General features: G+C 70.2%; 18 protein-coding genes. 10 read left to right on the forward strand and 8 right to left on the reverse strand.

Annotated features, from left to right (window positions below):
* The first annotated feature begins 10 nt into the window (after positions 1 to 10).
* Both FXF51_RS34930 and ispG read left to right on the forward strand, forming a co-directional pair.
* Positions 11 to 1,759: a 1-deoxy-D-xylulose-5-phosphate synthase gene (locus FXF51_RS34930; protein WP_148438972.1), complete on the forward strand. Its 1,749-nt coding sequence runs from the start codon at positions 11 to 13 to the stop codon at positions 1,757 to 1,759.
* Positions 1,747 to 2,892, forward strand: coding sequence for a flavodoxin-dependent (E)-4-hydroxy-3-methylbut-2-enyl-diphosphate synthase (gene ispG / locus FXF51_RS34935; protein ID WP_148438973.1), 1,146 nt, complete (start codon positions 1,747 to 1,749; stop codon positions 2,890 to 2,892). Before FXF51_RS34930 ends, ispG begins: the two co-directional genes overlap by 13 nt.
* A 27-nt stretch (positions 2,893 to 2,919) precedes the next feature.
* Here ispG and FXF51_RS34940 read toward each other — a convergent pair whose 3' ends face one another.
* Together FXF51_RS34940 and FXF51_RS34945 are read right to left on the reverse strand one after the other, a co-directional pair.
* On the reverse strand, positions 2,920 to 4,278 hold the full coding sequence (locus tag FXF51_RS34940) for a carbohydrate-binding protein (protein ID WP_148438974.1): 1,359 nt from the start codon (positions 4,276 to 4,278) through the stop codon (positions 2,920 to 2,922).
* An 87-nt stretch (positions 4,279 to 4,365) separates the two neighbouring features.
* Positions 4,366 to 4,617, reverse strand: coding sequence for a hypothetical protein (locus tag FXF51_RS34945; protein ID WP_148438975.1), 252 nt, complete (start codon positions 4,615 to 4,617; stop codon positions 4,366 to 4,368).
* Positions 4,618 to 4,657: 40 nt separating this feature from the next.
* Here FXF51_RS34945 and FXF51_RS34950 point away from each other — a divergent pair, with 40 nt between their 5' ends.
* The 5 genes from FXF51_RS34950 to FXF51_RS34970 all read left to right on the forward strand — a co-directional run bounded on the left by FXF51_RS34950 (position 4,658) and on the right by FXF51_RS34970 (position 8,907).
* Positions 4,658 to 5,839 (forward strand): zinc-dependent alcohol dehydrogenase, encoded by a 1,182-nt coding sequence (locus FXF51_RS34950; protein ID WP_148438976.1) that lies wholly within the window; start codon positions 4,658 to 4,660, stop codon positions 5,837 to 5,839.
* A 53-nt stretch (positions 5,840 to 5,892) separates the two neighbouring features.
* Positions 5,893 to 6,942 (forward strand): NAD-dependent epimerase/dehydratase family protein, encoded by a 1,050-nt coding sequence (locus FXF51_RS34955; protein ID WP_148438977.1) that lies wholly within the window; start codon positions 5,893 to 5,895, stop codon positions 6,940 to 6,942.
* A 101-nt stretch (positions 6,943 to 7,043) separates the two neighbouring features.
* Complete coding sequence (locus FXF51_RS34960; protein WP_187414729.1) at positions 7,044 to 7,517, forward strand: ATP-binding protein; 474 nt, start codon at positions 7,044 to 7,046, stop codon at positions 7,515 to 7,517.
* Positions 7,518 to 7,586: 69 nt separating this feature from the next.
* Positions 7,587 to 8,486, forward strand: a complete 900-nt coding sequence (folP, locus tag FXF51_RS34965) for a dihydropteroate synthase (RefSeq protein ID WP_222871597.1) — start codon at positions 7,587 to 7,589, stop codon at positions 8,484 to 8,486.
* Between the two features lie 13 nt (positions 8,487 to 8,499).
* A complete protein-coding gene (locus tag FXF51_RS34970) occupies positions 8,500 to 8,907 on the forward strand; it encodes a DUF1992 domain-containing protein (RefSeq protein WP_148438979.1) in 408 nt (135 codons plus the stop codon).
* A gap of 473 nt (positions 8,908 to 9,380) precedes the next feature.
* Here FXF51_RS34970 and FXF51_RS63535 read toward each other — a convergent pair whose 3' ends face one another.
* Positions 9,381 to 11,693: a glycoside hydrolase family 6 protein gene (locus FXF51_RS63535; protein ID WP_148438980.1), complete on the reverse strand. Its 2,313-nt coding sequence runs from the start codon at positions 11,691 to 11,693 to the stop codon at positions 9,381 to 9,383.
* A 378-nt stretch (positions 11,694 to 12,071) separates the two neighbouring features.
* Here FXF51_RS63535 and FXF51_RS34980 point away from each other — a divergent pair, with 378 nt between their 5' ends.
* Together FXF51_RS34980 and FXF51_RS34985 are read left to right on the forward strand one after the other, a co-directional pair.
* Positions 12,072 to 14,942 carry a glycoside hydrolase family 48 protein gene (locus tag FXF51_RS34980; protein ID WP_411268405.1) on the forward strand — a complete coding sequence of 957 codons (2,871 nt, stop codon included), beginning with the start codon at positions 12,072 to 12,074 and terminating at the stop codon, positions 14,940 to 14,942.
* Between the two features lie 50 nt (positions 14,943 to 14,992).
* Entirely contained in the window at positions 14,993 to 17,752 is a 2,760-nt protein-coding gene (locus FXF51_RS34985) for a glycoside hydrolase family 9 protein (RefSeq protein ID WP_148439049.1), read from the forward strand.
* 184 nt (positions 17,753 to 17,936) lie between these two features.
* Here FXF51_RS34985 and FXF51_RS34990 read toward each other — a convergent pair whose 3' ends face one another.
* Positions 17,937 to 18,464: a hypothetical protein gene (locus tag FXF51_RS34990; protein WP_148438981.1), complete on the reverse strand. Its 528-nt coding sequence runs from the start codon at positions 18,462 to 18,464 to the stop codon at positions 17,937 to 17,939.
* Positions 18,461 to 19,522, reverse strand: a complete 1,062-nt coding sequence (locus tag FXF51_RS34995; RefSeq protein ID WP_148438982.1) for a lytic polysaccharide monooxygenase — start codon at positions 19,520 to 19,522, stop codon at positions 18,461 to 18,463. Before FXF51_RS34995 ends, FXF51_RS34990 begins: the two co-directional genes overlap by 4 nt.
* 261 nt (positions 19,523 to 19,783) lie before the next feature.
* On the opposite strand from FXF51_RS34995, the gene FXF51_RS35000 reads away from it, so the two are divergent.
* Positions 19,784 to 21,151: a GH12 family glycosyl hydrolase domain-containing protein gene (locus FXF51_RS35000; protein WP_148438983.1), complete on the forward strand. Its 1,368-nt coding sequence runs from the start codon at positions 19,784 to 19,786 to the stop codon at positions 21,149 to 21,151.
* Between the two features lie 78 nt (positions 21,152 to 21,229).
* Here FXF51_RS35000 and FXF51_RS35005 read toward each other — a convergent pair whose 3' ends face one another.
* The 3 genes from FXF51_RS35005 to FXF51_RS35015 form a co-directional block, all read right to left on the reverse strand.
* Positions 21,230 to 22,483, reverse strand: a complete 1,254-nt coding sequence (locus FXF51_RS35005) for a serine/threonine-protein kinase (RefSeq protein ID WP_148438984.1) — start codon at positions 22,481 to 22,483, stop codon at positions 21,230 to 21,232.
* Positions 22,470 to 23,441, reverse strand: coding sequence for a LacI family DNA-binding transcriptional regulator (locus FXF51_RS35010; protein ID WP_148438985.1), 972 nt, complete (start codon positions 23,439 to 23,441; stop codon positions 22,470 to 22,472). Before FXF51_RS35010 ends, FXF51_RS35005 begins: the two co-directional genes overlap by 14 nt.
* A 228-nt stretch (positions 23,442 to 23,669) precedes the next feature.
* On the reverse strand, positions 23,670 to 25,706 hold the full coding sequence (locus tag FXF51_RS35015; RefSeq protein ID WP_262380041.1) for a transglycosylase domain-containing protein: 2,037 nt from the start codon (positions 25,704 to 25,706) through the stop codon (positions 23,670 to 23,672).
* Between the last annotated feature and the right edge of the window lie 14 nt (positions 25,707 to 25,720).

The raw sequence follows: 25,720 nt of genomic DNA on the forward strand, positions 1-25,720 counted from the left end.
TGGGGATGTCATGAAGACCCTGCTGCCCTACGTCTCCACCCCCGATGACCTGCGGTCGCTGCCCGCCGAGCTGCTTCCCGGGCTGGCCCGCGAGATCCGCGACTTCCTGATCGACAAGGTGAGCGCCAAGGGCGGTCACCTGGGCTCCAACCTCGGCGTCGTGGAGATCACGATCGCGCTGCACCGGGTGTTCGACTCGCCCGACGACGTGATCGTGTTCGACACCGGTCACCAGGCGTACGTGCACAAGATCCTCACCGGCCGCCGCGACGGCTTCGACACGCTGCGCTGCCGCGGCGGCCTGAGCGGCTATCCCAGCCGGGAGGAGTCGCCGCACGACCACATGGCCAGCTCGCACGCCTCCACCGCGCTGGCCTACGCCGACGGCATGGCCAAGGCCCGCAGGCTGCTCGGCGGCGACGCGCGGGCCGTGGTCGCCGTGGTCGGCGACGGCGCGCTCACCGGCGGCGTGGCCTGGGAGGCGCTCAACAACCTCGGCGCGGCCAGGGACCGGCCGGTCATCGTCGTGCTCAACGACAACGGCCGCTCCTACGCGCCGACGATCGGCGGCTGCGCCGACCACCTGGGCCGGTTGCGCGCCGGCCCCGGCGTCACCGTCTTCGAGAACCTCGGCCTGCGCTACCTCGGCCCCGTGGACGGGCACGACATGGAGGCGCTGGAGCAGGCCATGCGCACGGCCCGCGAGCTGCGCGCGCCGGTGGTGGTGCACTGCCTGACGCGCAAGGGCCTCGGCTACGAGCCTGCCGAGCAGGACCTCGACGAGCACCTGCACGCGATCCCCGTCACCGATCCGGCGACGGGCCGGCCGGTGTCGCCGCGCACCAGCACCTGGACGCACGCCTTCGCTCACCACCTGTGCGCGCTCGGCGAGCGGCGCCGCGACCTGGTCGCCATCACCGCCGCCATGCCGGGCCCCACCGGGCTGGCCGAGTTCGGCAGGCGCTTCCCCGAGCGCACCTTCGACGTGGGCATCGCCGAGCAGCACGCGCTGGCCTCGGCGGCGGGCCTGGCCATGAGCGGCCTGCACCCGGTGGTCGCCGTCTACGCCACGTTCCTCAACCGCGCCATCGACCAGGTGCTGATGGACGTCGCCCTGCACCGGCTGCCCGTCACGCTGGTGCTCGACAGGGCCGGCATCACCGGCCCCGACGGGCCCAGCCACCACGGCATGTGGGACCTGGCGGCGCTGTCCATCGTGCCCGGCATGCGGGTGGCGGCGCCGCGCGACGCGGTGCGGCTGGCCGAGCTGCTGGAGGAGGCCGTCGAGCACGACGGCCCCACGGCGCTGCGCTTCCCCAAGGCCGCGGCCGGGGTGGAGATCCCGCCCGCGGGCAGCGTCGGCGAGGTGGACGTGCTCTCCTCCAGCGGGCAGGACGTACTGATCGTGGCCGTCGGCCCGATGGCCGAGCCGTGCCTGAGCGCCGCCGCGATGTTGTCGGCCGCCGGCCTCGGCGTGACCGTGGTCGACCCGCGCTGGGTCATCCCGGTCTCCGCCGACCTGCGCAAGGTCGTCTGCGGCAGCCGGCTGGTCGTCACGGTCGAGGACGGCATCGCCGCCTCCGGAGCAGGCGCCCTGGTCCGGCAGGTCTGCGCGCAGGGCCAGGGCGTGCTCAACCTGGGCCTGCCGTGTGCGTTCATCGGCCAGGGCAGCCGCGCCGAGCTGCTCGCCGAGGCCGGGCTGACCGGCCAGGGCATCGCGTACGCCATCAGAAAGGAGCTGAACCGATGGCCGCTGTAGAGCTGGGGCTGCCGTCCGTCCGCCGTCCCCGCAGAACCTCCCGCCAGGTCATGGTGGGCGACGTGCCGGTCGGCGGCGACGCCCCCGTCTCGGTGCAGTCCATGACCACCACGGTCACCTCCGACGTCAACGCCACGTTGCAGCAGATCGCCGAGCTGACCGCGGCCGGCTGCCAGATCGTCAGGGTGGCGGTGCCGTCGCAGGACGACGCCGACGCGCTGCCCGGCATCGCGCGCAGATCGCAGATCCCGGTCGTCGCCGACATCCACTTCCAGCCCAAGTACGTCTTCGCCGCGATCGACGCCGGCTGCGCGGCCGTGCGGGTCAACCCCGGCAACATCAAGAAGTTCGACGACAAGGTGGGGCAGATCGCCCGGGCGGCGGCTGCCAGCGGCGTGCCGATCAGGATCGGGGTCAACGCCGGCTCGCTCGACCCGCGACTGCTGGCCAGGCACGGCAGGGCCACGCCGGAGGCGCTGGTGGAGTCGGCGCTGTGGGAGTGCTCGCTGTTCGAGGAGCACGGCTTCCGCGACCTCAAGATCTCCGTCAAGCATCACGACCCGCGCGTGATGGTGGCCGCCTACCGGCTGCTGGCCGCGCGCTGCGACTACCCGCTGCACCTGGGCGTGACCGAGGCGGGGCCGCTCATGCAGGGCACGGTCAAGTCGGCGGTGGCCTTCGGGCTGCTGCTCGACGAGGGGATCGGCGACACGATCAGGGTGTCGCTGTCCGCGCCTCCTGTGGAGGAGGTCAAGGTCGGCATCCAGATCCTGGAGTCGCTGGGGCTACGGGAGCGGCGGCTGGAGATCGTCTCCTGCCCGTCGTGCGGGCGGGCCCAGGTGGACGTCTACACGCTGACCGACCGGGTGACGGCCGCGCTCGACGGGTTCCCGCATCCGCTGCGGGTGGCCGTCATGGGCTGCGTGGTCAACGGGCCGGGCGAGGCGCGGGAGGCCGATCTGGGCGTGGCCTCGGGCAACGGCAAGGGGCAGATCTTCGTCAAGGGCGAGGTGGTCAAGACCGTCCCCGAGTCTCAGATCGTCGAGACGCTGGTCGAGGAGGCCATGCGTCTCGCGGAGGAGCGGGAGTCCCGGGCCGGGGAGGGGGCTCCCCGGCCCGGGGGCTCTGGTTAGACCCGCGGGGGGCGGGCTGAGGTGAGGTCAGACCCGCTGCCAGAGTGCGGGCACGATCGGGGGCTCCCAGCCGACCTGCGAGGTGTGGCCTTGCAGGCAGCGGTAGGTCGCCCCGCCGTAGGTGACGGTGGCGCCGGTCGCGTACGCCGTGTTCGGCGCCCACGTGCCGCCCGGGTTGGTCGGCGTGACGGTCGGTGACGGGCCGGGGCCCTGGCCGGCCAGGCTCAGCCCGTACGTCGAGAGGATCTCGCCGACCGGCTGGAAGTACGTCGTCCCGCCCGAGCTGCAGTTGCCCGAACCGCCCGACGTCACGCCCTGGGCCTGGTCGCCGGAGATGAACGAGCCGCCGGAGTCGCCGGGCTCGGCGCACACGCTGGTCCTGGTGACGCCGCTGACCGTGCCCTGCGGGTAGGTGACGCTGGTGTTGAGCTGCTGCACCGAGCCGCAGTGCCACTGGGTGGTCGAGCCCGATCGGCAGACCGACGAGCCGGGCTGGGCCACGGCGGCGCCGCGGACGGGCAGGATGCCCGCGCTGTAGCCGTTCACCACGCCGACGGGGGTCCACTGCGTGTTGACCTCCACCCAGGCGTAGTCGTTGCCGGGGAAGGACGAGCCGCGGAACGTGCCCTGGGCCACCCGGTTGGAGCCCGTCGTGGTGGCGCCGGTGCTGCCGCAGTGGCCCGCCGTCACGAAGCCGCCCTGCGAGCCGGCCCGCGTCACGGAGAACCCGACCGAGCAGCGCGAGCCCGAGCCGATGTAGTAGGCGTCGCCGCCGCGCACGTCGTAGTAGGTGCGCGGCTGCTCGCCCGAACGGACCACGCGCACGGCCGAGGTGTCGGCGCCGCTGGCGCGGACCCAGGCCGTGGCCTTGGCGGGGGTGGAGGTGAGGACGACGACGGTGTTCTCGACGACGTCCACGTACCAGACGGGCGCGGTCCCCGGCGCCTGCGCGGCGGCCTGGTCGAGGGCGGCCTTGGCGCGGTCGAGGTGGCCGAGCGAGCGGCTGACGACGCGCGCCTCGACGCCGGCGGCGGTGATGCCGGCGACCTTCGACGGGTCGGTGGTGGCCGCGACCGGGGTGGCGGTGGGGCCGCTCACCCAGGTGCCGGCGTAGGCCGGGCCGAGCATGGCCCTGATCGCGGGCTCGACGCCGGCCGCGGCGGCCTCGTTGGCCAGCCGCTGCTCGGCCTGCTCGGCGGTGACGCCGAGGTCGCGGGCGAGCGCGTCGACCAGGCCGGGAGGGGGATCGGCCGCGATGGACGCGCTTGCCCGCGCCGCCTCGAAGAGCGAGTCGTCCTGCCGTGCGGCGTAGGCGACGGCGGGGACGGTGATCATGGCGACGGCCGCTAACGCGATGCCGGCCGTCAGGGTTTTCTTGGGGAGCATGGTGACTCTCCTCGTACTTGGGGGGTGCCGTCACCGTACGGGACCCGATACGAGGAGTGGTCGTGTCAAAAAACACCTATCACGGTGTTATGGCAGCTCCTCCTGAGCGAGCTCGAACGTCATCCCGTGGCTGCTGGTCACGGTGATCACTCGCCGTCCGAGCACCGTGCTCACCCGGCTGGCCACCTCCTGGAAGTTGCGCTGGCTGCCGGCGGTGTCGAGGGCGGCCAGGCGTACGGATCCCTTCTCCAGCAGTTCCCTGGCGAGCCAGTCCGTCATGGCCGGGAGGAATCTGGCCATCTCGTCGGCTGTGAGCGGCGTGGGCTCTCTGCGTGTCATGCGCGCAGTTTAGGGCGGTGCCCCCGGGTATGCGGCAGTCATGAAAGCAGTCACCTGGCACGGCAAACGGGACGTACGGGTCGAGGAAGTTCCCGACCCGGCCATCAAGGAAGCCAACGACGCTGTCATCAGGGTGACCAGCACCGGGATCTGCGGCTCCGACCTGCACCTGTACGAGGTGCTCGGGCCCTTCATGGCCGAAGGCGACATCCTCGGGCACGAGCCCATGGGCGTCGTCGAGGAGGTCGGAGCCGGCGTCTCGAACCTCAAGCCCGGTGACCGCGTGGTCATCCCGTTCAACATCTCGTGCGGCCACTGCCACATGTGCGGCATGCAGCTCTACGCGCAGTGCGAGACCACCCAGGTCCGCGAGCAGGGCATGGGCGCCGCGCTGTTCGGCTACACCAAGCTCTACGGGCGGGTGCCCGGCGGGCAGGCCGAGTACCTGCGGGTGCCCGAAGCGCAGTTCGGCCCGATCAGGGTGCCCGACGGGCCGTCGGACGAGCGCTTCCTGTACCTGTCGGACGTGCTGCCCACCTCCTGGCAGGCCGTCGTCTACGCGGAGATCCCCCACGGCGGCAGCGTCACCGTCTTCGGGCTCGGCCCCATCGGCCAGATGTGCGCCCGCATCGCCCGCCACCTCGGCCACCGCGTGATCGGCGTGGACGGCATCACCACCCGCCTGGAGATGGCCCGCCGCCACGGCATCGAGGTCATCGACGCGAGCGACGTGCACAACGTGCCCGACGAGATCCGGGAGCGCACCTCCGGGCGCGGCACCGACTCCGTCATCGACGCCGTCGGCATGGAGGCCCACGGCTCACCCGCCGCCAAGCTCGCCCAGACGCTCACCGGGCTGCTGCCCGACGCGATGGCCGCGCCCCTCATGTCGAACGCCGGCGTGGACCGGCTCGCGGCGCTCAACCAGGCCATCGACTCCGTCCGGCGCGGCGGCGTCATCTCCATCATCGGCGTGTACGGCGGCATGACCGACCCCATGCCGATGTTGCGCATGTTCGACAAGGGCATCTCGCTGCGCATGGGCCAGGCCCACGTCAAACGGTGGATCCCGGCGCTCATGCCGCTGGTCACCGACGACGCCGACCCGCTCGGCGTGATGGATCTCACCACTCACCGGATGCCGCTCGATCAGGCGCCGCAGGCGTACGAGATGTTCCAGAAGAAGGCCGACGGCGCCGTGAAGGTCATGCTTCAACCCTAGAGTTCGCAGCTCACAGGGTTTCGCGGGCCTCTCGCAGGGCAGCGGAGCAAAGCATGAGAGTCGTTGTGGTGGGAGCAACCGGGAACGTCGGCACCAGTGTGGTACGGGCGCTGGCCGCCGACGACAGGGTGACCTCGATCGTCGGGGTCGCCCGCCGGCTGCCCGGCTGGCAGGTCGACCACACCGACTGGCGGCAGGCGGACGTCGCGACCGCCGACCTCACCAGGATCTTCGACGGCGCCGACGCGGTGGTGCACCTGGCGTGGCTGTTCCAGCCCACCAGGGACCCGGCCGTGACCTGGCGGGCCAACGTGCTCGGCAGCATGCGGGTCTTCCGCGCCGCCGCCGAGGCCGGAGTGCCCGCGCTGGTGCACGCCTCCTCCGTGGGGGCGTACTCGCCGGGGCCCAAGGATCGGCCCGTCGACGAGAGCTGGCCCACGCACGGCTGGCCCGGCGCCGCGTACGGGCGCGAGAAGGCCTACGTCGAGCGGGTGCTCGACGTCTTCGAGCACGACCACCCGAACATCCGCGTGGTCCGCATGCGGCCCGGCTTCATCTTCCAGCGGGCCGCGGCCACCGAGCAGCGCAGGCTGTTCGCCGGGCCGCTCGTGCCGCGACGGCTCATCAAGGCGGGCCGGATCCCGTTCGTGCCGGACATCCCCGGGCTGCGGCTGCAGGCGCTGCACGCCGAGGACGCGGCGCAGGCGTACCGGCTGGCCGTCACCAAACCCGTGCGGGGCGCGTTCAACATCGCCGCAGACCCCGTGCTCGACCCGCACGACCTGGCCCGGATGCTGGACACGCGCACGGTGCGGATCCCGCGCGGGCTGGCCACCGCCGCCGTGACCGCAGGCTGGCACCTCCGCCTCATCCCCGCCGCGCCGGGGCTGCTGGAGCTGGCACTGCGCGTTCCGGTCATGAAGATAGAACGGGCCCGCGAGGTGCTCGGCTGGCAGCCGGGACACTCCTCGGAGGAGGCCATGCGAGAGCTGTTCGACGGGTTGCACGACGGAGCGGGCATGGACACCGCGCCGCTGGCGCCCGACGCCGGGCCGGTCGCGCGCGTGCGCGAGCTCGCGACCGGGATTGGCGGACGACCGTAATGACATGACCGTGTGTAGATTCCGCACACCGGGGAAGAGGAATGACCACGCGAGGTCCTGAAGCGCGGCCTGCGTGTCGATTGGACGACACGGAGGAGCGCATGCGTACCTTGATCGCCCAGAGCTTCACCCTTCAAGACGTGAGCAAGCTGCGCCACGTCGTCGCCGAGCAGGCCGAGACCTGCGGGCTGCACGGGCCACGGCTGGACGACTTCGTCCTGGCCGTGCACGAGAGTGTGGTGAACGCCGTCGAGCACGCGGGCGGCTGGGGGCGGTTCAAGCTTTACACCGTCGACGGCGTCATCTGCTCCGAGACGAGCGACCGGGGGGCGGGCATCCCCGAGTCGTACGTCAACGGCGGCAAACGCCCTTCCGACTCGTCCTACACCGGGCGAGGCATCTACCTGATCCGCCGCCTGTGCGACGTCGCCGACTTCCGCACCGGGCCCAGCGGCACCACCGTCCTGCTCACCATGCGGTTACCGCGCCGGTCGGGGCTGAACGCGCGCGGCAGCATGCGGCGCATCAGGGTCACCGCGCCGGGCGGGCGCCCCTTCGGCGGCTTCACCGCTTGACGGGGCCGGGCGTCCTTTCGGCGGCTTCACAGCCTGACCTGCGCCTGCACGGCCAGGTAGGCTCGAAGGGTGAGCGGCGAGAAGCTATCCCCCGAGATCATCTCCCCAGCCCGGCGCATCGGGCGGCGGGAGTTCGATTTCGAACGCCAGGTCGCCATCATGGCCATCGTCAACAGGACCCCCAACTCCTTCCACGACCAGGGCCGCACCTTCGAGCTCGACAGCGCCGTCGCCGCCGCCACCAAAGCCGTGGACGAGGGCGCCGACTGGGTCGACATCGGCGGCTTCGCCTTCAGCGCCGCCCAGGCGCAGATCGGGGTGGCCGAGGAGATCGACCGGGTGGTCCCCGTCATCGCCAGGGTCAGGGCCGCCACCGACGCCGTCATCTCCGTCGACACCCACCGGCCCGACGTCGCCGCCGCGGCCGTCGAAGCGGGCGCCGACGTCATCAACGACACCAACGGGCTGCGCGAGCCGGGCATGGCCGAGGTCGCCGCCGAGACCGGCGCCTGCGTCGTCGTCACCCACAGCCTCGGCGGGCCCGGACGGCGCGTCTTCCGGCCCAGTTACGCCGACGTGGTCAGCGAAGTGGCCGACTTCCTGCGCGAACGCGTCTCTGCCGCCCTCAAGGCCGGCATCGCGCCCGACAGGATCGTCATCGACCCTGGGCACGACCTGAACAAGAACACCTTCCACTCCCTGGAGCTGACCCGGCGGCTGGAGGAGATCACCGCGATCGGCTACCCGACGCTGGTGGCCCTGTCCAACAAGGACTTCATCGGAGAGACGCTCGACCGGCCGCAAGGGGAGCGCAAGGAGGGCACCATCGCCGCCAACGTGGTCTCCATTCTCAAAGGCGCCCGCATCCTGCGAGTGCACGACGTGGCGGCCACCGTCGCGTCCGTCCGGATGACCGAGGCCGTGCTGGGATGGCGCGGCCCCGTGGCGCCCAGCCACAACCTGGCGTGAGGAGGAAGCACAGGTGACCGACCGCAAGCCCATCGGGATGCCCTTCGAGAGCTGGATCGACCGGCAGATCAGGGAGGCGGAGGAGCGGGGGGAGTTCGAGGACCTGCCGGGCAAGGGCAAGCCGCTGCCCGGCGAGGGGCGGCACCTCGACGAGATGTGGTGGATCAAGCAGAAGGTCGAGAGCGAAGGGCTCTCGATGCCGTTGCCGCCCACGCTGGCGTTGCGCAAGGACGCTGAGGAGGCGCTGCGGCAGGCGCGGGGGGCACGGTCGGAGACTGAGGTGCGGCGGATCATCGAGGAGATCAACGAGCGGATCCGGAAGGCGATTCGTACGGGTTTGCCGGGGCCGCCGCTCAACCTGATGCCCTTCGACGTGGACCAGGTCGTCTCGGAGTGGCGCACAGCTCGGTCCTCGCAATAAGAGGCGCTACGCGCCATGCGGCCACTCGGGCAGCGCTTCCCAGGGGGGCTGCCGCCCCCCTTCGACCCCCCGAAACCCCGCTCGCTCCGCTCGCCCTCGCCCGCCCGAATCCCATGTACCGGCTTGGCCGTTGGGAGCCCACCCTGACCGTGGCACGGATCTCGCAATCGGAAGGCGCTTCGCGGTGCCCGGAAACTGGACGGCGGCTAGGGTCCTTGGAATCGCGAATCAGGAACAGACGGTCAGAGGACTTGCCTCTGGGCAGGGAAAGGAGCCCGGCATCCACAGCGGCACGGTGGCGGACGCCGTACGTCCTGAGCACGAAGAGGGGGCCCGGGCGGAAAGCCCGGACCCCCTCCGGTAGCTGAGGGACCCGGGTCAGGCGGGTCCCTCTGGCCGGTCGGGGGCCCGGGTCAGGCGGGTCCCCGGCCGGCCGGGTCCTTTCAGTTGATGAGCGGTCAGTTGACGAGCGGTCAGTTGATGGGCGGGTAGGCGTTGGCCAGGAGCTCGCGGAACTGCGCGGAGAACCACTGGCCGGACAGCGGCGCGCCGGACTTGGCGCCCGACATGTTGTTGCCGTTGAGGCTGTTGCCGGTGTAGGTCGGGTCGCACATCCGGTCGAACTTCTTGCCTTCGTCGTTCGGGATGTCGGTGCTGGCGCCGTCGGACTCGCCCGGGGGCTTGATCCAGACGTAGGCGTCGAAGCCGGCGGCCGGGCTGGCGGTCGGGCGGGTGCCCATGCCGGCGCCGCTCTGGTTGCACCAGTTGCCGGCGTGGATGCGCCGGTCGACGCGCGACTGGTTGACGAACTCGTCCACGTTGGTCGAGGTGCTCGTCCCGCCCGGGCGGGCGCTGCCGCCCCAGCCGTTGCGGGAGGTGTCGATCAGCATGCCGAGCCCCGAGCGGAAGCCCTTGGCGATGAGCGCGTTGCGCAGGGCGGTGGCGAAGGTCTGCTCGTCCACGTACCAGTTCCAGTCCACCCACTTGGACTGCCTGACCGAGGTGCTGCCCACCATGGAGTTGATGGTGAAGTACGGCTCGGAGGTGGCCGAGTAGTTGGCGGTGTTGACGATGAAGCCGTCCACGCTGTCGACGCCGGCGGTGGTGGCGGCGACGGTCTCGTGGAAGAGGTTCACGGACGGCTGGAAGTTCGAGTCCCAGCCCAGCCAGGCGTGGTGGGCGGCGTCGATGTAGGTGTAGACGTTCGGGATGGCGTGCAGCTGGTTGAGGGCGTAGCGGACGCCGTCACGGTAGCCACCGGCGCCGTTGGCCTCGCGGCACTTCTCGAAGGAGTTGAGGTTGGTGACGAGGTTCGGCAGCGAGTCGGGCTCGATGATCGTGACGATGCGCAGGCCGGCGTAGGCGGAGCTGCGCATGATGGCCGCGATCGGGTCGATGTACTCGGTCTTGTAGCGGTTGAACCCGTCCTGGGCGATGAGCAGCTCGCCGTTGGAGGCCAGCGCCGAGCAGTCGCGGTTGGGCAGGTTGTAGATGACGATCTGGATGGTCAGCGGCGCGGAGCCGTTGGCGGCGTCCTGCCTGACGGCCTCGTCGAGGTGGGCCTGCAGGCCCATCGCCCCGCCGGTGCCGGCGATGGCGGCGATGCGGTCCATCCACACGGCGGTGGAGGTGTTGGCGACCGCCGAGCCGCCGGGCTCGGCCGCGGCCCTGGCGCTCCAGTTCGGGTTCACGTAGCCGGTGGCGCCGGCGTACGGGTTCTCGACGTGGGTCGGGTTGGGGCCGCCGTCGTCGTCGGCCTCGGTGGCGGTGACCGTGCGGGAGGTCAGGCCGGTGGAGGCGACGGTGAAGGTGCGGCTGCCGTTCGTCGTGTCGGTGTCCTGCGCGGCGGCCAGGGTGACCGTCTGCGGGGTGTTCCAGTTCGACGTGGTGAAGGTCAGTGAGGCGCCGGAGCTGACGGTGAGGTTGCTGTCGCCGCTGCCGGCCGTCGTGGTGACGGTCACGCTGGAGCTGGGCTGGGCGGCCAGGCGCGCGGTGAACGTGCCGGTCGAGCCCTCGGGGACGGTGACCGAGGTCGGGGTGACCACGATCGACTGCTCGACGGTGCCGTCGTCGTCCACCTCGGTGGCGTTGACCGTGGCTCCGGTGACGCCGGTGCCGCTGAGGCTGAAGGCGGCGGTGCCGGCGGTGGTGTCGGAGTCCTGGGCGGCGGCCAGGGTGACGGTCTGCGCGGTGCTCCAGTTGCTCGGCGTGAAGGTGAGCGAGGCGCCGGAGCTGACGGTGAGGTCCGTGTCGCCGGTGGTGCGGGCGGTCGTCACGGTCACGTTCGAGCTGGGCGCGGAGGACAGGCGCGCGGTGAAGGTGGCGGTGCCGCCCTCGTTGACCGCCACGGCGCTGGAGGAGGTGACCACCGACGGGGTGGTCGGGTTCGTGCCGCCGCAGGTGGTGTTGTTGACGCTGAACGTCGTCGGGTTCGGGTTGGTGCCGGTCCAGGTGCCGTTGAAGCCGATGGAGACGGAGGCGCCGGTGGCCAGGCTGCCGTTGTAGGGCATGTTGGTGCCGGTCACGCGGGTGCCGGACTGGCTCCAGTTCGCGCCCCAGCCGGACGGCGTGTACTTCTGACCGGTGGTCGGGTAGTCGAAGGCCAGCGACCAGGAGCTCAGCGGGTCGCCGGTGTTCTTCAACGTGATGCTCGCGGTGAATCCGCCCTGACCAGGGCTGCTCGTCCACGAGTTGGCTGTGTAGGTCACGTCGCAGGCGACGGCGGCGTTCGCGGCCGTGCCCTGGCCGACGACGAGGCCTAAGGCCGCGACACTCGCGGCGGTCATGGTCACGGCCCATTTGCGAAGGCCGCGGTGGAGTCTCACGAGCGATCATCTCCAGTGCTAGATGGCTGGGAGCGCTCCCATGGTCTGCCGCGGCAGAGGCTGTGTAAATCGGCCCTCCGCCGAGAAGGCGGCCACCGCCCCGCATGCTCGTTGAATGCCCCGGAACGTGGATGAAACTTTCATCCTGGCCAGCCTGGTGAGAGGAAACACGAGGGTTACGACGACGCCATTCCGTTGACATACGCCGGAGGGCACCCACAATCCACTTTGGGAGCGCTCCCACACCCCTACTCCCATGGAGACCTCGTGAAGTACAGACCTCCCCTTCTTGTGACCCGCTTATCGAAACGCCTGGCCGTGGCTACGACTCTTGTCCTCGTGGCGGGTGTGACCTCGGCTGTCACGGCCGTGCCCGCCCAGGCGGCCGTGGCGTGCGACGTGACGTACGCGGCCAACCAGTGGACGAGCGGCCAGAACCAGGGCGGCTTCACCGCCAACATCACGCTGAAGAACACCGGCGACCCCATCACGTCGTGGACGCTGGCCTTCGACTACCCGACGACGGGCCAGAGGTACACGCCGTCCGGCTGGGGCGCGAACTGGAGCCAGTCCGGCACCCGCGTGACCGGCACGAACATGCCGTGGAACGGCAACCTGGCCACCGGCGCCTCCACCAACATCGGCTTCAACGGCACCTGGACGGGCAGCAACCCCAGCCCGACCTCCTTCAGCGTCAACGGCGTCACCTGCGGCGGCACAGGCACCGCGCCCACCGTGTCGCTGACCTCGCCGACCGCCGGCCAGACGTTCACCGCCCCGGCCACCGTGCCGATCTCGGCGAACGCCGCCGACGCCGACGGCACCGTCGCCAAGGTCGACTTCTACCAGGGCTCCACGCTGCTGGGCACCGACACCTCCTCGCCGTACAGCTACAACTGGCAGAACGTGGCGGCGGGCAGCTACTCGATCACCGCCAGGGCGACCGACAACGCCGGCCTGGTCACCACCTCGTCCCCGGTCGGGATCACGGTCTCGCCGAACACCGGCCCGGCGCTCGTGGTGAGCCCGACGACGGTGTCCGTGCCCGAGGCGGGCACCGCGAACGTCGGCGTGAAGCTGTCGCAGGCGCCGTCAGCGAACGTGACCGTCTCCGCGGCGCGCGTCAGCGGTGACACCGACCTCACGGTCTCGCCCGCGACCAGGACGTTCACGCCGTCCAACTGGAACACCGAGCAGACCTTCACGCTGTCGGCGGCCAACGACACCGACACGACGGCCGGCTCGGCCGTCTTCCGGATCAGCGCCACCGGCTACACCGCCGTGGACGTCACCGCCAACGAGGCGGACGACGACGTCGGCGGCAACAACGTGTACGTGCAGCGCTTCGTCGAGCTCTACAACGAGCTGCACGACCCGGCCAACGGGTACTTCTCGCCCGAGGGCGTGCCGTACCACTCGATCGAGACCTTCATGGTCGAGGCGCCGGACCACGGGCACGAGACCACGTCCGAGGCCTACAGCTACTACCTGTGGCTGGAGGCGGCCTACGGGCGCGTGACCGGTGACTGGTCGAAGTTCAACGCCGCGTGGGCCTCGATGGAGAAGTACATCATCCCGGCCACCGCCGACCAGCCGACGAACAGCTTCTACAACGCCTCGAAGCCGGCGACGTACGCGCCGGAGTCGAACACGATCAGCAACTACCCGTCGCAGCTCGACAGCGGCGTCACGGTCGGCACCGACCCGATCGCGAGCGAGTTGCAGACCGCGTACGGCACCCGCGACATCTACGGCATGCACTGGCTGCTGGACGTCGACAACACCTACGGCTTCGGCCGCTGCGGCGACGGCACCACCAGGCCCGCCTACATCAACACCTACCAGCGCGGCCCGGAGGAGTCGGTCTTCGAGACGATCCCGCAGCCGTCCTGCGACACCTTCGCCCACGGCGGGCCCAACGGCTACCTGGACCTGTTCACCAAGGACGCCTCGTACGCCAAGCAGTGGAAGTACACCAACGCCCCCGACGCCGACGCCCGCGCCGTCCAGGCCGCCTACTGGGCGCTGACCTGGGCCAAGGAGCAGAACAAGGCCGGGGACATCTCCGCCACCGTGACCAAGGCCGCCAAGATGGGCGACTACCTGCGCTACTCGATGTACGACAAGTACTTCAAGCAGCCCGGGTGCACGAGCACGTCCTGCCCGGCGGGCACCGGCAAGAACGCCTCGAACTACCTGCTGAGCTGGTACTACGCCTGGGGCGGCGCGACCGACTCCAGCGCCGGCTGGGCGTGGCGCATCGGCTCCAGCCACAACCACTCCGGTTACCAGAACCCGCTGGCTGCCTGGGCGCTGTCGAACGTGACCGAGCTCAAGCCGAAGAGCTCCACCGGCGCGGCCGACTGGAGCACCAGCCTGACCCGCCAGCTGCAGTTCTACACGTGGCTGCAGTCGGCCGAGGGCGCCATCGCCGGCGGCGCGACCAACAGCTGGGAGGGCCACTACGCCACGCCGCCCGCGGGCCTGCCGAAGTTCCACGGCATGACCTACGACTGGCAGCCGGTCTACCACGACCCGCCGTCGAACCAGTGGTTCGGCTTCCAGGCGTGGACGATGGACCGGGTGGCGCAGCTCTACTACGCCACCGGCAACGCCGACGCCAAGGCGCTGCTGGACAAGTGGGTGACGTGGGCGCTGGACAACACCACGATCAACGCCGACGGCAGCTACCAGATCCCCTCCACCCTGCGGTGGACGGGCCAGCCCGCGGGCAACTTCAGCGCCACCACGGGCATGCCGCCGGCCAACCCCGGCCTGCACGTCACCGTCGTGGACCACACCCAGGACGTCGGCGTCGCCGGCGCGTACGCCAAGGTGCTGATGTACTACGCGGCCAAGGCCAACCACGCCGAGGCGCGTGACACGGCCAAGGCGCTGCTGGACGGCATCTGGGACAACCGGGACGCGGAAGGCGTCTCGGTGCCGGAGACCAAGACCGACTACCAGCGCGTGGACGACCCGGTGTACGTGCCGCCGGGCTGGAGCGGCGAGATGCCCAACGGTGACGCGATCAACTCGAACTCCACGTTCCTGTCGATCAGGTCGTTCTACGAGGACGACCCTGACTGGCCGAGGGTCCAGGCGTTCCTGAACGGCACCGGCCCCGCGCCGGTCTTCAACTACCACCGGTTCTGGGCGCAGGTGGACGTGGCCGTCGCCCTGGCCGAGTACGGGCGGCTCTTCCCGTGATCAGAAAGGCAGCTCTCCTGGCTGCGGCGTCGCTGGTCCTGCCCCTCTCCATGGGGGCGGGGCCGGCGGCCTCTGCCGCGACCGCCGCTACGACGGCCGCCGCGACCGCCGCCGCGCCCGCCTTCGCGTACGGCGAGGCGTTGCAGAAGTCGCTGTGGTTCTACGAGGCCCAGCAGTCGGGCGCGCTGTCCGACTGGAACCGCGTCTCCTGGCGCGGCGACTCGGGCCTGAACGACGGCAAGGACGTGGGCGTGGACCTCACGGGCGGCTGGTACGACGCGGGCGACCACGTCAAGTTCGGCTTCCCGATGGCGTTCTCCGCCACCATGCTGGCCTGGGGCGCGGTGGAGTACCGCGACGCGTACGCGGGCTCCGGCCAGCTCACCCACCTGCTGAACAACCTCAAGTACGTCAACGACTACTTCATCAAGGCCCACCCGTCGGCGAACGTGCTGTACGGGCAGGTCGGCAACGGCGGCACGGACCACGCCTGGTGGGGCCCGGCCGAGGCGATGGCGATGAACAGGCCCGCGTACAAGATCGACGCGTCGTGCGGCGGGTCTGACCTGGCGGGTGAGACGGCGGCGGCGATGGCGGCCTCCTCGATCGTCTTCCGCCCGACAAATCCGTCGTATGCCGACACGCTGGTGACGCACGCCAAGCAGCTCTACTCCTTCGCCGACACGGTCAGGAAGAAGTACAGCGAGTGCGTCACCGACGCCTCCAGCTTCTACAACTCCTGGAGCGGCTACAACGACGAGCTGGTGTGGGGCGCGATCTGGCTCTACCGGGCCACGAACGACGCCGCGTACCTGGCCAAGGCCGAGAGCGGCTACGCCAACCTGGGCACCGAGCCGCAGAGCACCACCAAGTCCTACAAGTGGACGATCGCCTGGGACGACAAGTCGTACGGCGCGTACGTGCTGCTGCACAAGCTGACCGGCAAGCAGCAGTACCTGGACGACGCCAACCGCTGGCTCGACTTCTGGACGGTCGGCGTGAACGGCCAGAAGGTGGCGTACTCGCCGGGCGGCCAGGCGGTGCTGGACCGGTGGGGTTCGCTGCGGTACGCGGCCAACACCTCCTTCGCGGCGCTCGTGCACAGCGACACGATCACCGACGCCACGCGCAAGGCCCGCTACCACGACTTCGCGGTGCGGCAGATCAACTACGCGCTCGGCGACAACCCACGCAACTCCTCCTACGTGGTCGGCTTCGGGGCGAACCCGCCGAAGAACCCGCACCACCGCACGGCGCACGGCTCGTGGACCGACCAGATCACCAACCCCGAGCAGACGCGCCACACCCTGTACGGGGCGCTCGTCGGCGGCCCGCCCGACCCGAACGACGCCTACACCGACAAGCGTGACGACTACGTCATGAACGAGGTCGCCACCGACTACAACGCCGGCTTCACCAGCGCGCTGGCCAGGCTCTACAAGGAGTACGGCGGCGCCCCGGCGGCGAGCTTCCCCACCCAGGAGACCCCGGACGGGCCGGAGATCTTCGTCGAGGCCGGGGTGAACGCCTCCGGCACGAACTTCACCGAGATCAAGGCGCTGGTCCGCAACCAGTCGGCGTGGCCCGCCAGGGTCCTGTCCGACGGCTCGTTCCGCTATTACTTCACCCTCGACGGCTCGACGACCGCCTCGCAGATCAGCGTGTCGTCGGCCTACACGCAGTGCAAGGCGCCGACGCTGCACCAGGCGAGCGGCAGCACGTACTACGTGGCGATCGACTGCTCGGGCCAGGTCATCGCGCCCGCCGGGCAGTCGCAGCACCGCAGGGAGGTGCAGTTCAGGATCAGCAGCGCGGGGACCTGGGACCCGGCCAACGACTGGTCCTACGCGGGCATCCCGACCACGCCCGGCACGACGCCGGTGCGTACCGACCACATCACCCTCTACAGCGGCGCCACCAAGATCTGGGGTGAGCCGCCAGGTCCGGTGGAGGAGGACACGACCGCGCCCAGCAAGCCGGGCAAGCCCGCCGTCTCGGCGATCACGGGCTCCTCGGCCAGGCTGAGCTGGACGGCCTCCACCGACAACGTCGGCGTGACCGGCTATGACGTCTACCTGGGGTCCGCCAAGGCAGGCACGGCCACCACGACGACGTTCGACCTGAGCGGTCTCACCCCCGCCACGGCCTACACCGCCCACGTGGTGGCCAGGGACGCGGCGGGCAACACCTCGGCGCAGTCCGACGGCACGGCGTTCACCACGTCGGGCACCGTGGACGGGACGCCGCCCAGCAAACCCGGCAAGCCCTCGGTGTCCGGGATCACCGCGACGGGTGCGCGGGCGAGCTGGGCGGCGTCCACGGACGACGTCGGCGTGACCGGTTACGACGTCTACCTGGGGTCCGCCAAGGCAGGCACGGTCACGACGACGTCGTTCGACCTGAGCGGGCTGACGCCCGGCACCGCCTACACGGTGACCGTGGTGGCCAGGGACGCGGCGGGCAACAGCTCGGCCGCCTCCGACGGCACCGCGTTCACCACCACCAGCGCGCCGACCGGCGGGTGCACGGCCACCTACAAGGTGATCGGCTCGTGGGGCGGCGCGTACCAGGCCGAGGTGACGGTGAAGAACGACGGCACGTCCGCAACCAGCGCGTGGACGGTCGCCTGGAGCTCCGCCAACACGATCACCCAGCTCTGGGGAGGCAGGCACACGGTGTCCGGCGGGACGGTGACGGTCAGGAACGAGGCGTGGAACGGCTCGCTCGCGCCGAACGCGACGACCACGTTCGGCTTCATCGCGAACGGGACCTCCACCGCTCCGAACCCGATCACCTGCACCCCGGCCTGACCCACGATCCCGCCCCCGCCGCAGCCGCGGCGGGGGCGGTTCCACCTGAACCGCCCGATCGACAGGTGCGTATGAGGAGGTGAGGCACTAACCCATCGAATCCCTGCCCGAAACCATCCCCGCCCGGATGGGACGGACGCGGCCGAGAACCTCCACCTCGGCCGCGTCCGTTTTCGTGTGGTTCCTATTTGGCTGTCGAGGAGGCCAGCGCGAACCGCTCGCGCGCGGCCTCGATCGCCGAGTCGTCCGAGAACTCCTCGAACGCCAGCGTGTGGTAGCGCTCGGGGATGAGCTGCCTGACCCGGTCCGGATAGCCGGCCCCGGCCTTGGGCACCCTGACCTCGGGCGGGATGTCGATCTTGACGGCGATGGGCCCTGAGGCGCGCACGGAGGCCGCCCAGTCGGGGCTCTCCCCGGTGATCGCGCACAGGTGGCGGGCGTAGACCCAGCGCACCTCGACCAGCGCGGTGGCGTTCGGCGGCTCGGTGCCGAAGGGCTCCACGGCGCACACGACGCGGGAGTCGAAGCCGCTGTGCCCGTGGGCGTGGTGCTCGCCTGGCGAGGCCTGCTCCAGTATCAGGGTCACCTGGGCGGCGAGCTCGTCGTTCAGCGTCGATGACGGCTGCCTGGCAACGAAGAACGTCACCCCGGCCAGCACGACGCCGGCCAGGGTGACGATCGCCGCGATGAGCCCGCGACGGGATTTGATCACGGGCTGGTGCAGGTCAGGGTCGGGGCGGTGGCCGGGACCGAGCCTGTCGCGTTGAACCCGAACGCGGTGGTCGCGTTCGGCGCGAGCTGCCCGTTGTAGCTGGCGTTCTTGACCGTCACGTTGGGGGCCTGCGTGGTCAGCACGCCGTTCCACGGTGAGCCGTCGAAGCCCTCACCGTTGGCGTAGGTCCACTTGACCGTCCAGCCGTTGATCGAGCTGGTGCTGCTGTTCTTGACGGTCACCTCGCCCTGGAAGTGGCCGGCCCAGCCGGTGTTGGTGGCCTTCCACGTGGCCGTGCAGGCGCCGGTGGGGGCCGGGTCGGTGGGCGTCACCGTGGGGGTCGGGCCGGGGCTGCTGCCGCCGGGGCCGACGCCGGTGACCTGGCCGTTGCCGCCGTCGAAGGTGACGTCCGAGCAGCTGTAGAAGTTCTCGTTGCTGTCCGAGCGGATCCAGTGCGTGAAGATGATGTGCCGGCCGCTCTTGCCGGACGGGAGCTGGGCGTTCCAGTAGTAGTAGTTGAGGCCGCCCGCGCCGCCGGACTTGGGCGGGTTGGTGACGCTGCCGAACGGCTCCAGGTCGGACCACTTCAGCGGCCCGTTGGGGTTCCAGCCGTTCTTGGTGACGTAGTAGTTGAACGCGCCGGGGTGCTCGGCCCAGTTGCTGTGCCGCATCTGGATGCTCGCCCCGGAGGTCAAGTGGGTCAGCGGCCAGTCGGAGCGGACCGCGTTGTAGGCCGAGAAGTCATAGGGCCCGCCGGTTCCGCCGCTGCAGAGCTGCCCGTCGGGGATGAACCCGGTGGTCCGGCCCGCGCCGTCGGAGCGCAGCACCGCGAACCAGTTGTACAAGGGGGTCGCGCCGCTCTGGTTGACCGCTGCGGCACACGCGGGGTTGTAGGGGAGGATCTGCCCGTTCTCCCGCAGACCGTCCTGCCAGCACAGGAACGTACGGCTGCCGGGGAACATCGACACGCCGTGGGCCTGCGCCTGCGTGGGGGCCATCAGGAGACTGGTGATCAGGACCAGGACGGCGGTGACCGCCGCCGACTTGAAGAACTTCATGGGGATTCCCTTGCGCTGACGACAGAGGAAACCTGCCCACGACCTGCCCGCCCGGCCAGCGCATTGAATCACGATGGGCGCGAATCCGACAACGTTCCGTGAAACTTTCAACCGATCTTGGTCATGATTTCCGCTGGTGGCCAGGCCCGCTCCAGATCGTTTACGGCCAGGGGTGCTTGCCCGGTTCGTGACCCCAAAGGAGGCTGATGCTGGGAGCGCTCCCACTACACTCACCTGTCAGAGAGGCGGGAGCAACACGCCATGAGGCACGCGCACATCTTCCTCATCATCGGGGCGTTACTGAGCATGGGCCTGTTCGCCGTGCCGGCCCAGGCCGCGCCGGTGATCTGCGAGAAGTACGGCTCCACGAGCATCCAGAGCAACCGCTACATCGTGCAGAACAACGTCTGGGGCGCGAGCACCGCACAGTGCATCGACGTCAACCAGAGCGGCGGCTTCACCGTCACCCAGTCCGCGCACAACAACTCCACCAGCGGCGCCCCGGCCGGCTACCCGTCGATCTACGCCGGCTGCCACTACGCCAACTGCACCACCGGCAGCAACCTGCCCATGCAGGCGAGCGCGTCGGGCTTCGCCGCCCTCCGCAGCAGCGTGAGCATGACCTACCCGGGCTCGGGCACCTACAACGCCTCCTACGACCTGTGGTTCGACCCCACCCCACGCACCGACGGCCAGAACACCGGCGCCGAGCTGATGATCTGGCTCAACAGGGCCGGCTCGATCCAGCCGATCGGCTCCCAGGTCGGCACCGCCAACCTGGCCGGCTCGACGTGGCAGGTCTGGTTCGGCAACGTGGGCTGGAACGTGATCTCCTACGTGCGCACCTCACCCACGACCTCGCTCGACTTCACCATCGACACCTTCTACTCCGACGTGGTCAGCCGCGGCTACGGCCAGCGGTCGTGGTACCTGACCAGCGTCCAGGCCGGTTTCGAGCCCTGGATCGGCGGCACCGGCCTGGCGGTCAACTCCTTCTCCTACGGTACGGGCGGCGGCCCTGCCGACCCGACCCCGCCGAGCACCCCCGGCACGCCGACGGCCTCGAACGTCACCTCCTCCAGCGCCACCCTCACCTGGGCCGCCTCCACCGACAACGTGGGCGTGACCGGGTACGACGTCATGCGCGCCACCGGCGACACCTTCACCAGGGTCGGCGGCGGCAGCGCCACCTCCTACACCGACACCGGCCTGAGCCCGTCCACCGCCTACCGCTACCGGATCAGGGCCAGGGACGCCGCGGGCAACGTCTCACCGGACTCGGCGACCGTCACGGTCACCACCCAGCCCGGCGGTGGGGGCGGCGGGAGCTGCGCCGTCACGCCCACCACCCAGACCGCCTGGAACAACGGGTACGTCATCCAGCCCGTCACCGTCGCCAACCGCGGCACCTCGGCGATGAACGGCTGGACCGTCACCTTCCCGCTGCCGTCCGGGCACACGATCACCGGCATCTGGAACGCCACCTACACCGTCAGCGGCGGCACCGTGACGGTCAGGAGCCTGGCACACAACGGGAACCTGGCGGCCGGCGCCAGTACCTCGTTCGGGTACCAGGCCACGCGGCCGACCGGGAACACGCAGGTGCCCAGCGGTTACACCTGCGCCTAGAAGCTCGCGCGGGCACGCTTTGCGAGGGGCCCTCGCCCGCGCGATGGAGGGGTACGGCTGGTGCTGCCGTACCCCTCATCAATCGTGACGCAATGCGGTGTCGATGTCGTCCAGCCGGGCCTCCAGCTCGCTCAGGCAGGCGGGGCTGAGCCTGCCCTCCCTGAGGCGGTCGGACAGCTTCTGGCGCAGGCTCCCGGTGCCGGAGGTCTGCGCGGACGGGCCGTGCCGCGGCGTGACCGCGTTCTGGAGCACCTGGGTGAGGTCGAGCACCACGTCGTCGTCGGTCGCGCCGCACGGGGTGCGCGCCCTGAGCACGGTCGTGAAGCCGGCCGCGGCCTGCTCCACGGTGATCACCGAGCTGGGCGTGCTCTCGATCAGCTTGGCCGTGGGCGACGGCGCCGGCGGTGTGGGCTTCGGCAGCGGCTCGGGCGCCGGCGTCTGCTGGAACCACAGCAGCGCCGACAGCGCCAGAGCCGCCGAGCTGGCCACCGTGAGGCCGCGCCGCACGTGGCGGCCCAGCGTCGCCGTGCCGAGCGTGGAGGTCAGCCCTGAGACGATCTGCGCCGCCGTCGGCCGGTCCTCCGGCTCGTGCGCCAGACAGCGCTGGCAGAGCGAGGCCAGCGCGTACGGCACGCCCGCCACGCGGGGCGGCGGCTCGGTCCGGTGCGCGGCCTCGATCTCCTCCCACGTCGTCCCCGGGTACGGGGTGCGCCCGGTGAGCATCGTGTGCAGCAGCACGCCCAGGGCGTAGACGTCCACGGCCGGATGGGTCGGCGCGCCGAGCAGCCGCTCGGGGGCCACGTAGGGCGGGGTGCCGCGGTCGTCGTCGGGGTCGCCCGCCCATGCCGCGATGCCGAAGTCGAGCAGTTTGGGCCCGTCGGCGGTGAGCAGCACGTTCTCGGCGGTGACGTCCCTGTGCACCAGGCCGCGGGCGTGCCCGGCCATCAGCACGCGGGCCAGCCGCAGCGCGATGGCCGCGGCCTCGTGCCACGGCAGTGGGCCCTTCTCGATGCGTTCGGCCAGCGGGGTGCCGTCGAGCAGCGGCATCACGACGTACGCCGCGACGCCGCCGCTCGTGGTGACGGTCTCCCCGTAGTCGTAGATCTCGATGGAGTCGGCGTGGATGAACCTGGCCGCGGCGCGGGCCTCGCTGCGCACGCTGACCCGTTCTCCAGGGTCGGTGTGCAGCGAGGCCGTGAGCACCTTGACCGCGATCATCCGGTGCAGGGACTGGTCGAAGGCGCGCCAGATGACCGACATGCCTCCGCGGGCCAGCGGGTCCAGCAACAGATACCTGCGGGCCAGTACGTCCCCGGGCTCAAGCCGACTCACGGACGACCAGTTCCGTAGGGAGTACGGGGTCGATGCCCGCGGCCCCCGTCAGGAGCAGCCGGGTGGCGACCGTGGCGAGCTCCTCGACGGGCTGGCGGATGGTGGTCAGGGCCGGGACGGTGTGCCTGGCGACCGGGGCGTCGTCGAACCCGATCACCGCCACGTCCGCCGGCACCTTGCGCCCCGCTCTGCGCAGAGCCTGGATCGCGCCCGCCGCCATCAGGTCGGAGGCGACGAAGACGGCGTCGAGGCCGGGGGCGTGGCGTAACAGCCATTGCATGGCGTGGGTACCCGAGGCGGCGGTGAAGTCGCCGTAGGCCACCGGCACGTCGGGTGCGCCCGCCGCCTGGAGGGTGCGTATCAGACCTTCCAGCCGGTCCCGGGCGCCGGGTAAGGACGGCGGGCCGCCGATGGCAGCCACGTTTCGGCGGCCCGTCAGGAGGAAGTGCTCGGCCGCCTGCCTGCCGCCGTCGAGGTTGTCGACGTCGGCGTACGGCAGCTTGAGGTCGTGGGGCGGGCGTCCGATGTTGCGGACGGGGACGCCCGAGGTGGATAACTTGATCGCCAGGGGGTGACGCTCTCTCGCGCCCACGATGAGCACCGCGCCGGACAACGCGGGCAGCGTGGAGGAGGTGGGGGTGACGGTGGTCACCATGAGGTGGGTGCCGTGCTCGGCTATCACGGCGCCCGCTGCGGACAGGAGCCTGGCGTAGTAGGGCTCGGAGAAGAGCCGGGGAAGGTGGTCGCAGACGACGGCTGTGACGCCGTCGGCCATGGTCTTGGCGGCCGTTCCCCGGGGCGCGCGTTGTCGGACGTATCCCATTCGGGACACGGCGTCGTAGACTTGGCGGCGGGTCGAGGTACTGACCCGCACCGAGCCTGTGAGGACTCGAGATGCGGTCGCGGGGGAAACCCCTGCAGCGGCCGCCACCTGTGCCAGTGTGGGCTGCTCGGTCATGGAGCACCTCGCGGAAAGATCCTGGGAGCGCTCCCACGTTACCAATGTTTCGCCGCTGTTAATAGGGCCTTTGCAAGGAGTGCGTCCCGCAGTACGGACGCACTCCGAATTTGCTCAGCTAGAGGCACTGGTAACCGACAGAGGTTTCTGTGCCGGATGTGGATCACGACATATTGTCCATGCCCGATTTGTCACATCCGGCGATCAGGAAACCCTTCCTACCTAAGATCAGCCGAAATCGGCGATGTCCACGTCGTCGAGCGTGCCGTCGTCCTCGCCCTGCGGCTCGGTGCGCTCGACCGGCCGGCAGCCGGAGCCGCAGCCGCCGAAGCGGGAGCTGTTCACCGGGGTGAAGTCCGTCGCCGGCGTGCCCTTCAGGGCGGCGAGCATGGTGTCCTTCCAGATCGGCCCGGGGATCGAGGCGCCGAAGACCGAGCTGTAGTAACGGCCGCCGATGGTGACGCCGTTCAGCTTGTACTTCTGCGCGCCGCGCGAGTCGCCGATGCTGACCGCCCCGGCCAGGTCCGGCGTGAATCCGGCGAACCAGGCGGTGGCCTGCGCGTCGGTGGTGCCGGTCTTGCCCGCGGCGGGCCGGCCGATGCCTCCGACGCCGCGCATCGTGCCCTTGGTGAACACGCCGGACAGGATGTCCGCGGCCGCGTCGGCGACCTCGGGGTCCAGAGCCTGCTTGCACTTCGGCTTGAAGTTCTTCACCTTGCCGTCGCGGTCGGTGATCTTGGTGATCGCCATCGGCGCGCAGTACTTGCCGCGCGCGCCGATCGCCGCGTACGCGTTGGCCACGGTCACCGGGTCCATCTCGTTGGTGCCCAGCGTGAACGTCTCGTACTCGGTCAGGTCCAGGCCGTCGGAGCGCTTGATGCCCAGCGACTTGGCGGTCTTGATCGTGTCACAGAGACCGACGTGCTCCTCCAGCTTCATGAAGAAGGTGTTCACCGAGCCCCAGGTGCCGGTCTGCAGCGAGTGGAAGCCGCCGCCGCCCTCGTCGTTGGTGACGGTGTGGGTGGGGTCGCCGATGTTGTCGCCCTTGCAGTTCTTGAAGGTCGAGTAGTACGGCGCACGGTAACCGCTGCTGACCGAGAACCCGTCGTTCAGCTTCATGCCCTCCTTGAGGGCGGTGATCAGCGTGAACGTCTTGAACGTCGAACCCGCCTGGAAGCCGACGCCGCCGCCGTGCACCCTGTCGGCCACGACGTTGAAGGACATCTCCTTCTTGCGCTTGTTGTTGCCGTACTTGCGGCTGGCGGCCATCGCCTTGATCTGGCCTGTGCCCGGCTGCACCAGCGCCTCGGAGGCGACCGGGTTGTCGGAGGCGAACACGTGCTTCTTGATCGCGGCCTCGGCAGCCTTCTGCATCTTCGGGTCCAGCGTCGTCTGGATCTTCAGGCCGCCGCGGTTGAGGTACTGGCTCCTGGCCTTGGCCGTCTTGCCGAAGTCCTCGTTGCTGAGCACCTCGTTGCGCACGTACATGCAGAAGTACGGATAGGGGCTGGCCTCGCAGCCGCCGGGCAGGGGAGTGCCCTTGTAGCCGAGCGGCTTCTTCTTGGCCTCGGCCGCCTCTTCCGGGGTGATCTTCTTCAGCTCGGCCATCCGGTCGAGCACCACGTTGCGTCGCGACAGCAGCTTCGCCCGCTGCTTCTTGCCCAGGTTGGGGTCCGTGGCGTTGGGGTCCTGCACGGCGCCCGCCAGGGTCGCGGCCTGTACCAGGTTCAGCTCGGAGGCCTTCACGCCGAAGAAGCGCTTGGCCGCCGCCTCGATGCCGTTGGCGTGGGCGCCGAAGTAGGCGATGTTGAGGTACTTCTCCAGGATCTGGTCCTTGGTGTACTTCTCCTCGACCGCCATCGCGTAGCGCAGCTCACGCAGCTTGCGGGCGTAGCTGGCCTCCAGCGCCGCCGCCTGCTCCTCCTTGGTGGTCGCCGAGTTGAGCAGCACCTGCTTGACGTACTGCTGGGTGATGGACGAGCCACCCTGGGCGATGCCGCCGGAGGTGAAATTCTTGGCCAGGGCCCGGATGGTGCCCTCGATGTCGATGGCGCCGTGCTCGTAGAAGCGGAAGTCCTCGATGGAGATGATCGCCGTCTTCATGATCGGGGCGACCTGGTCGAGCGAGATCGTCTCGCGGTACTCCTCGTAGAACTGCCCGATCTGGTTGCCCTCGGCGTCCAGGATCTCCGTCTTCTCCGCGAGAGGAGGCTCGGCGAGGTCCTCGGGTTTGATGCCCAGATCCTCCGATGCCGAGACGAACATCGCTCCTGTACCCC

Origin of the sequence: Nonomuraea sp. PA05, assembly GCF_008086045.1 — a bacterium.
GTDB classification, from domain to species: domain Bacteria; phylum Actinomycetota; class Actinomycetes; order Streptosporangiales; family Streptosporangiaceae; genus Nonomuraea; species Nonomuraea monospora.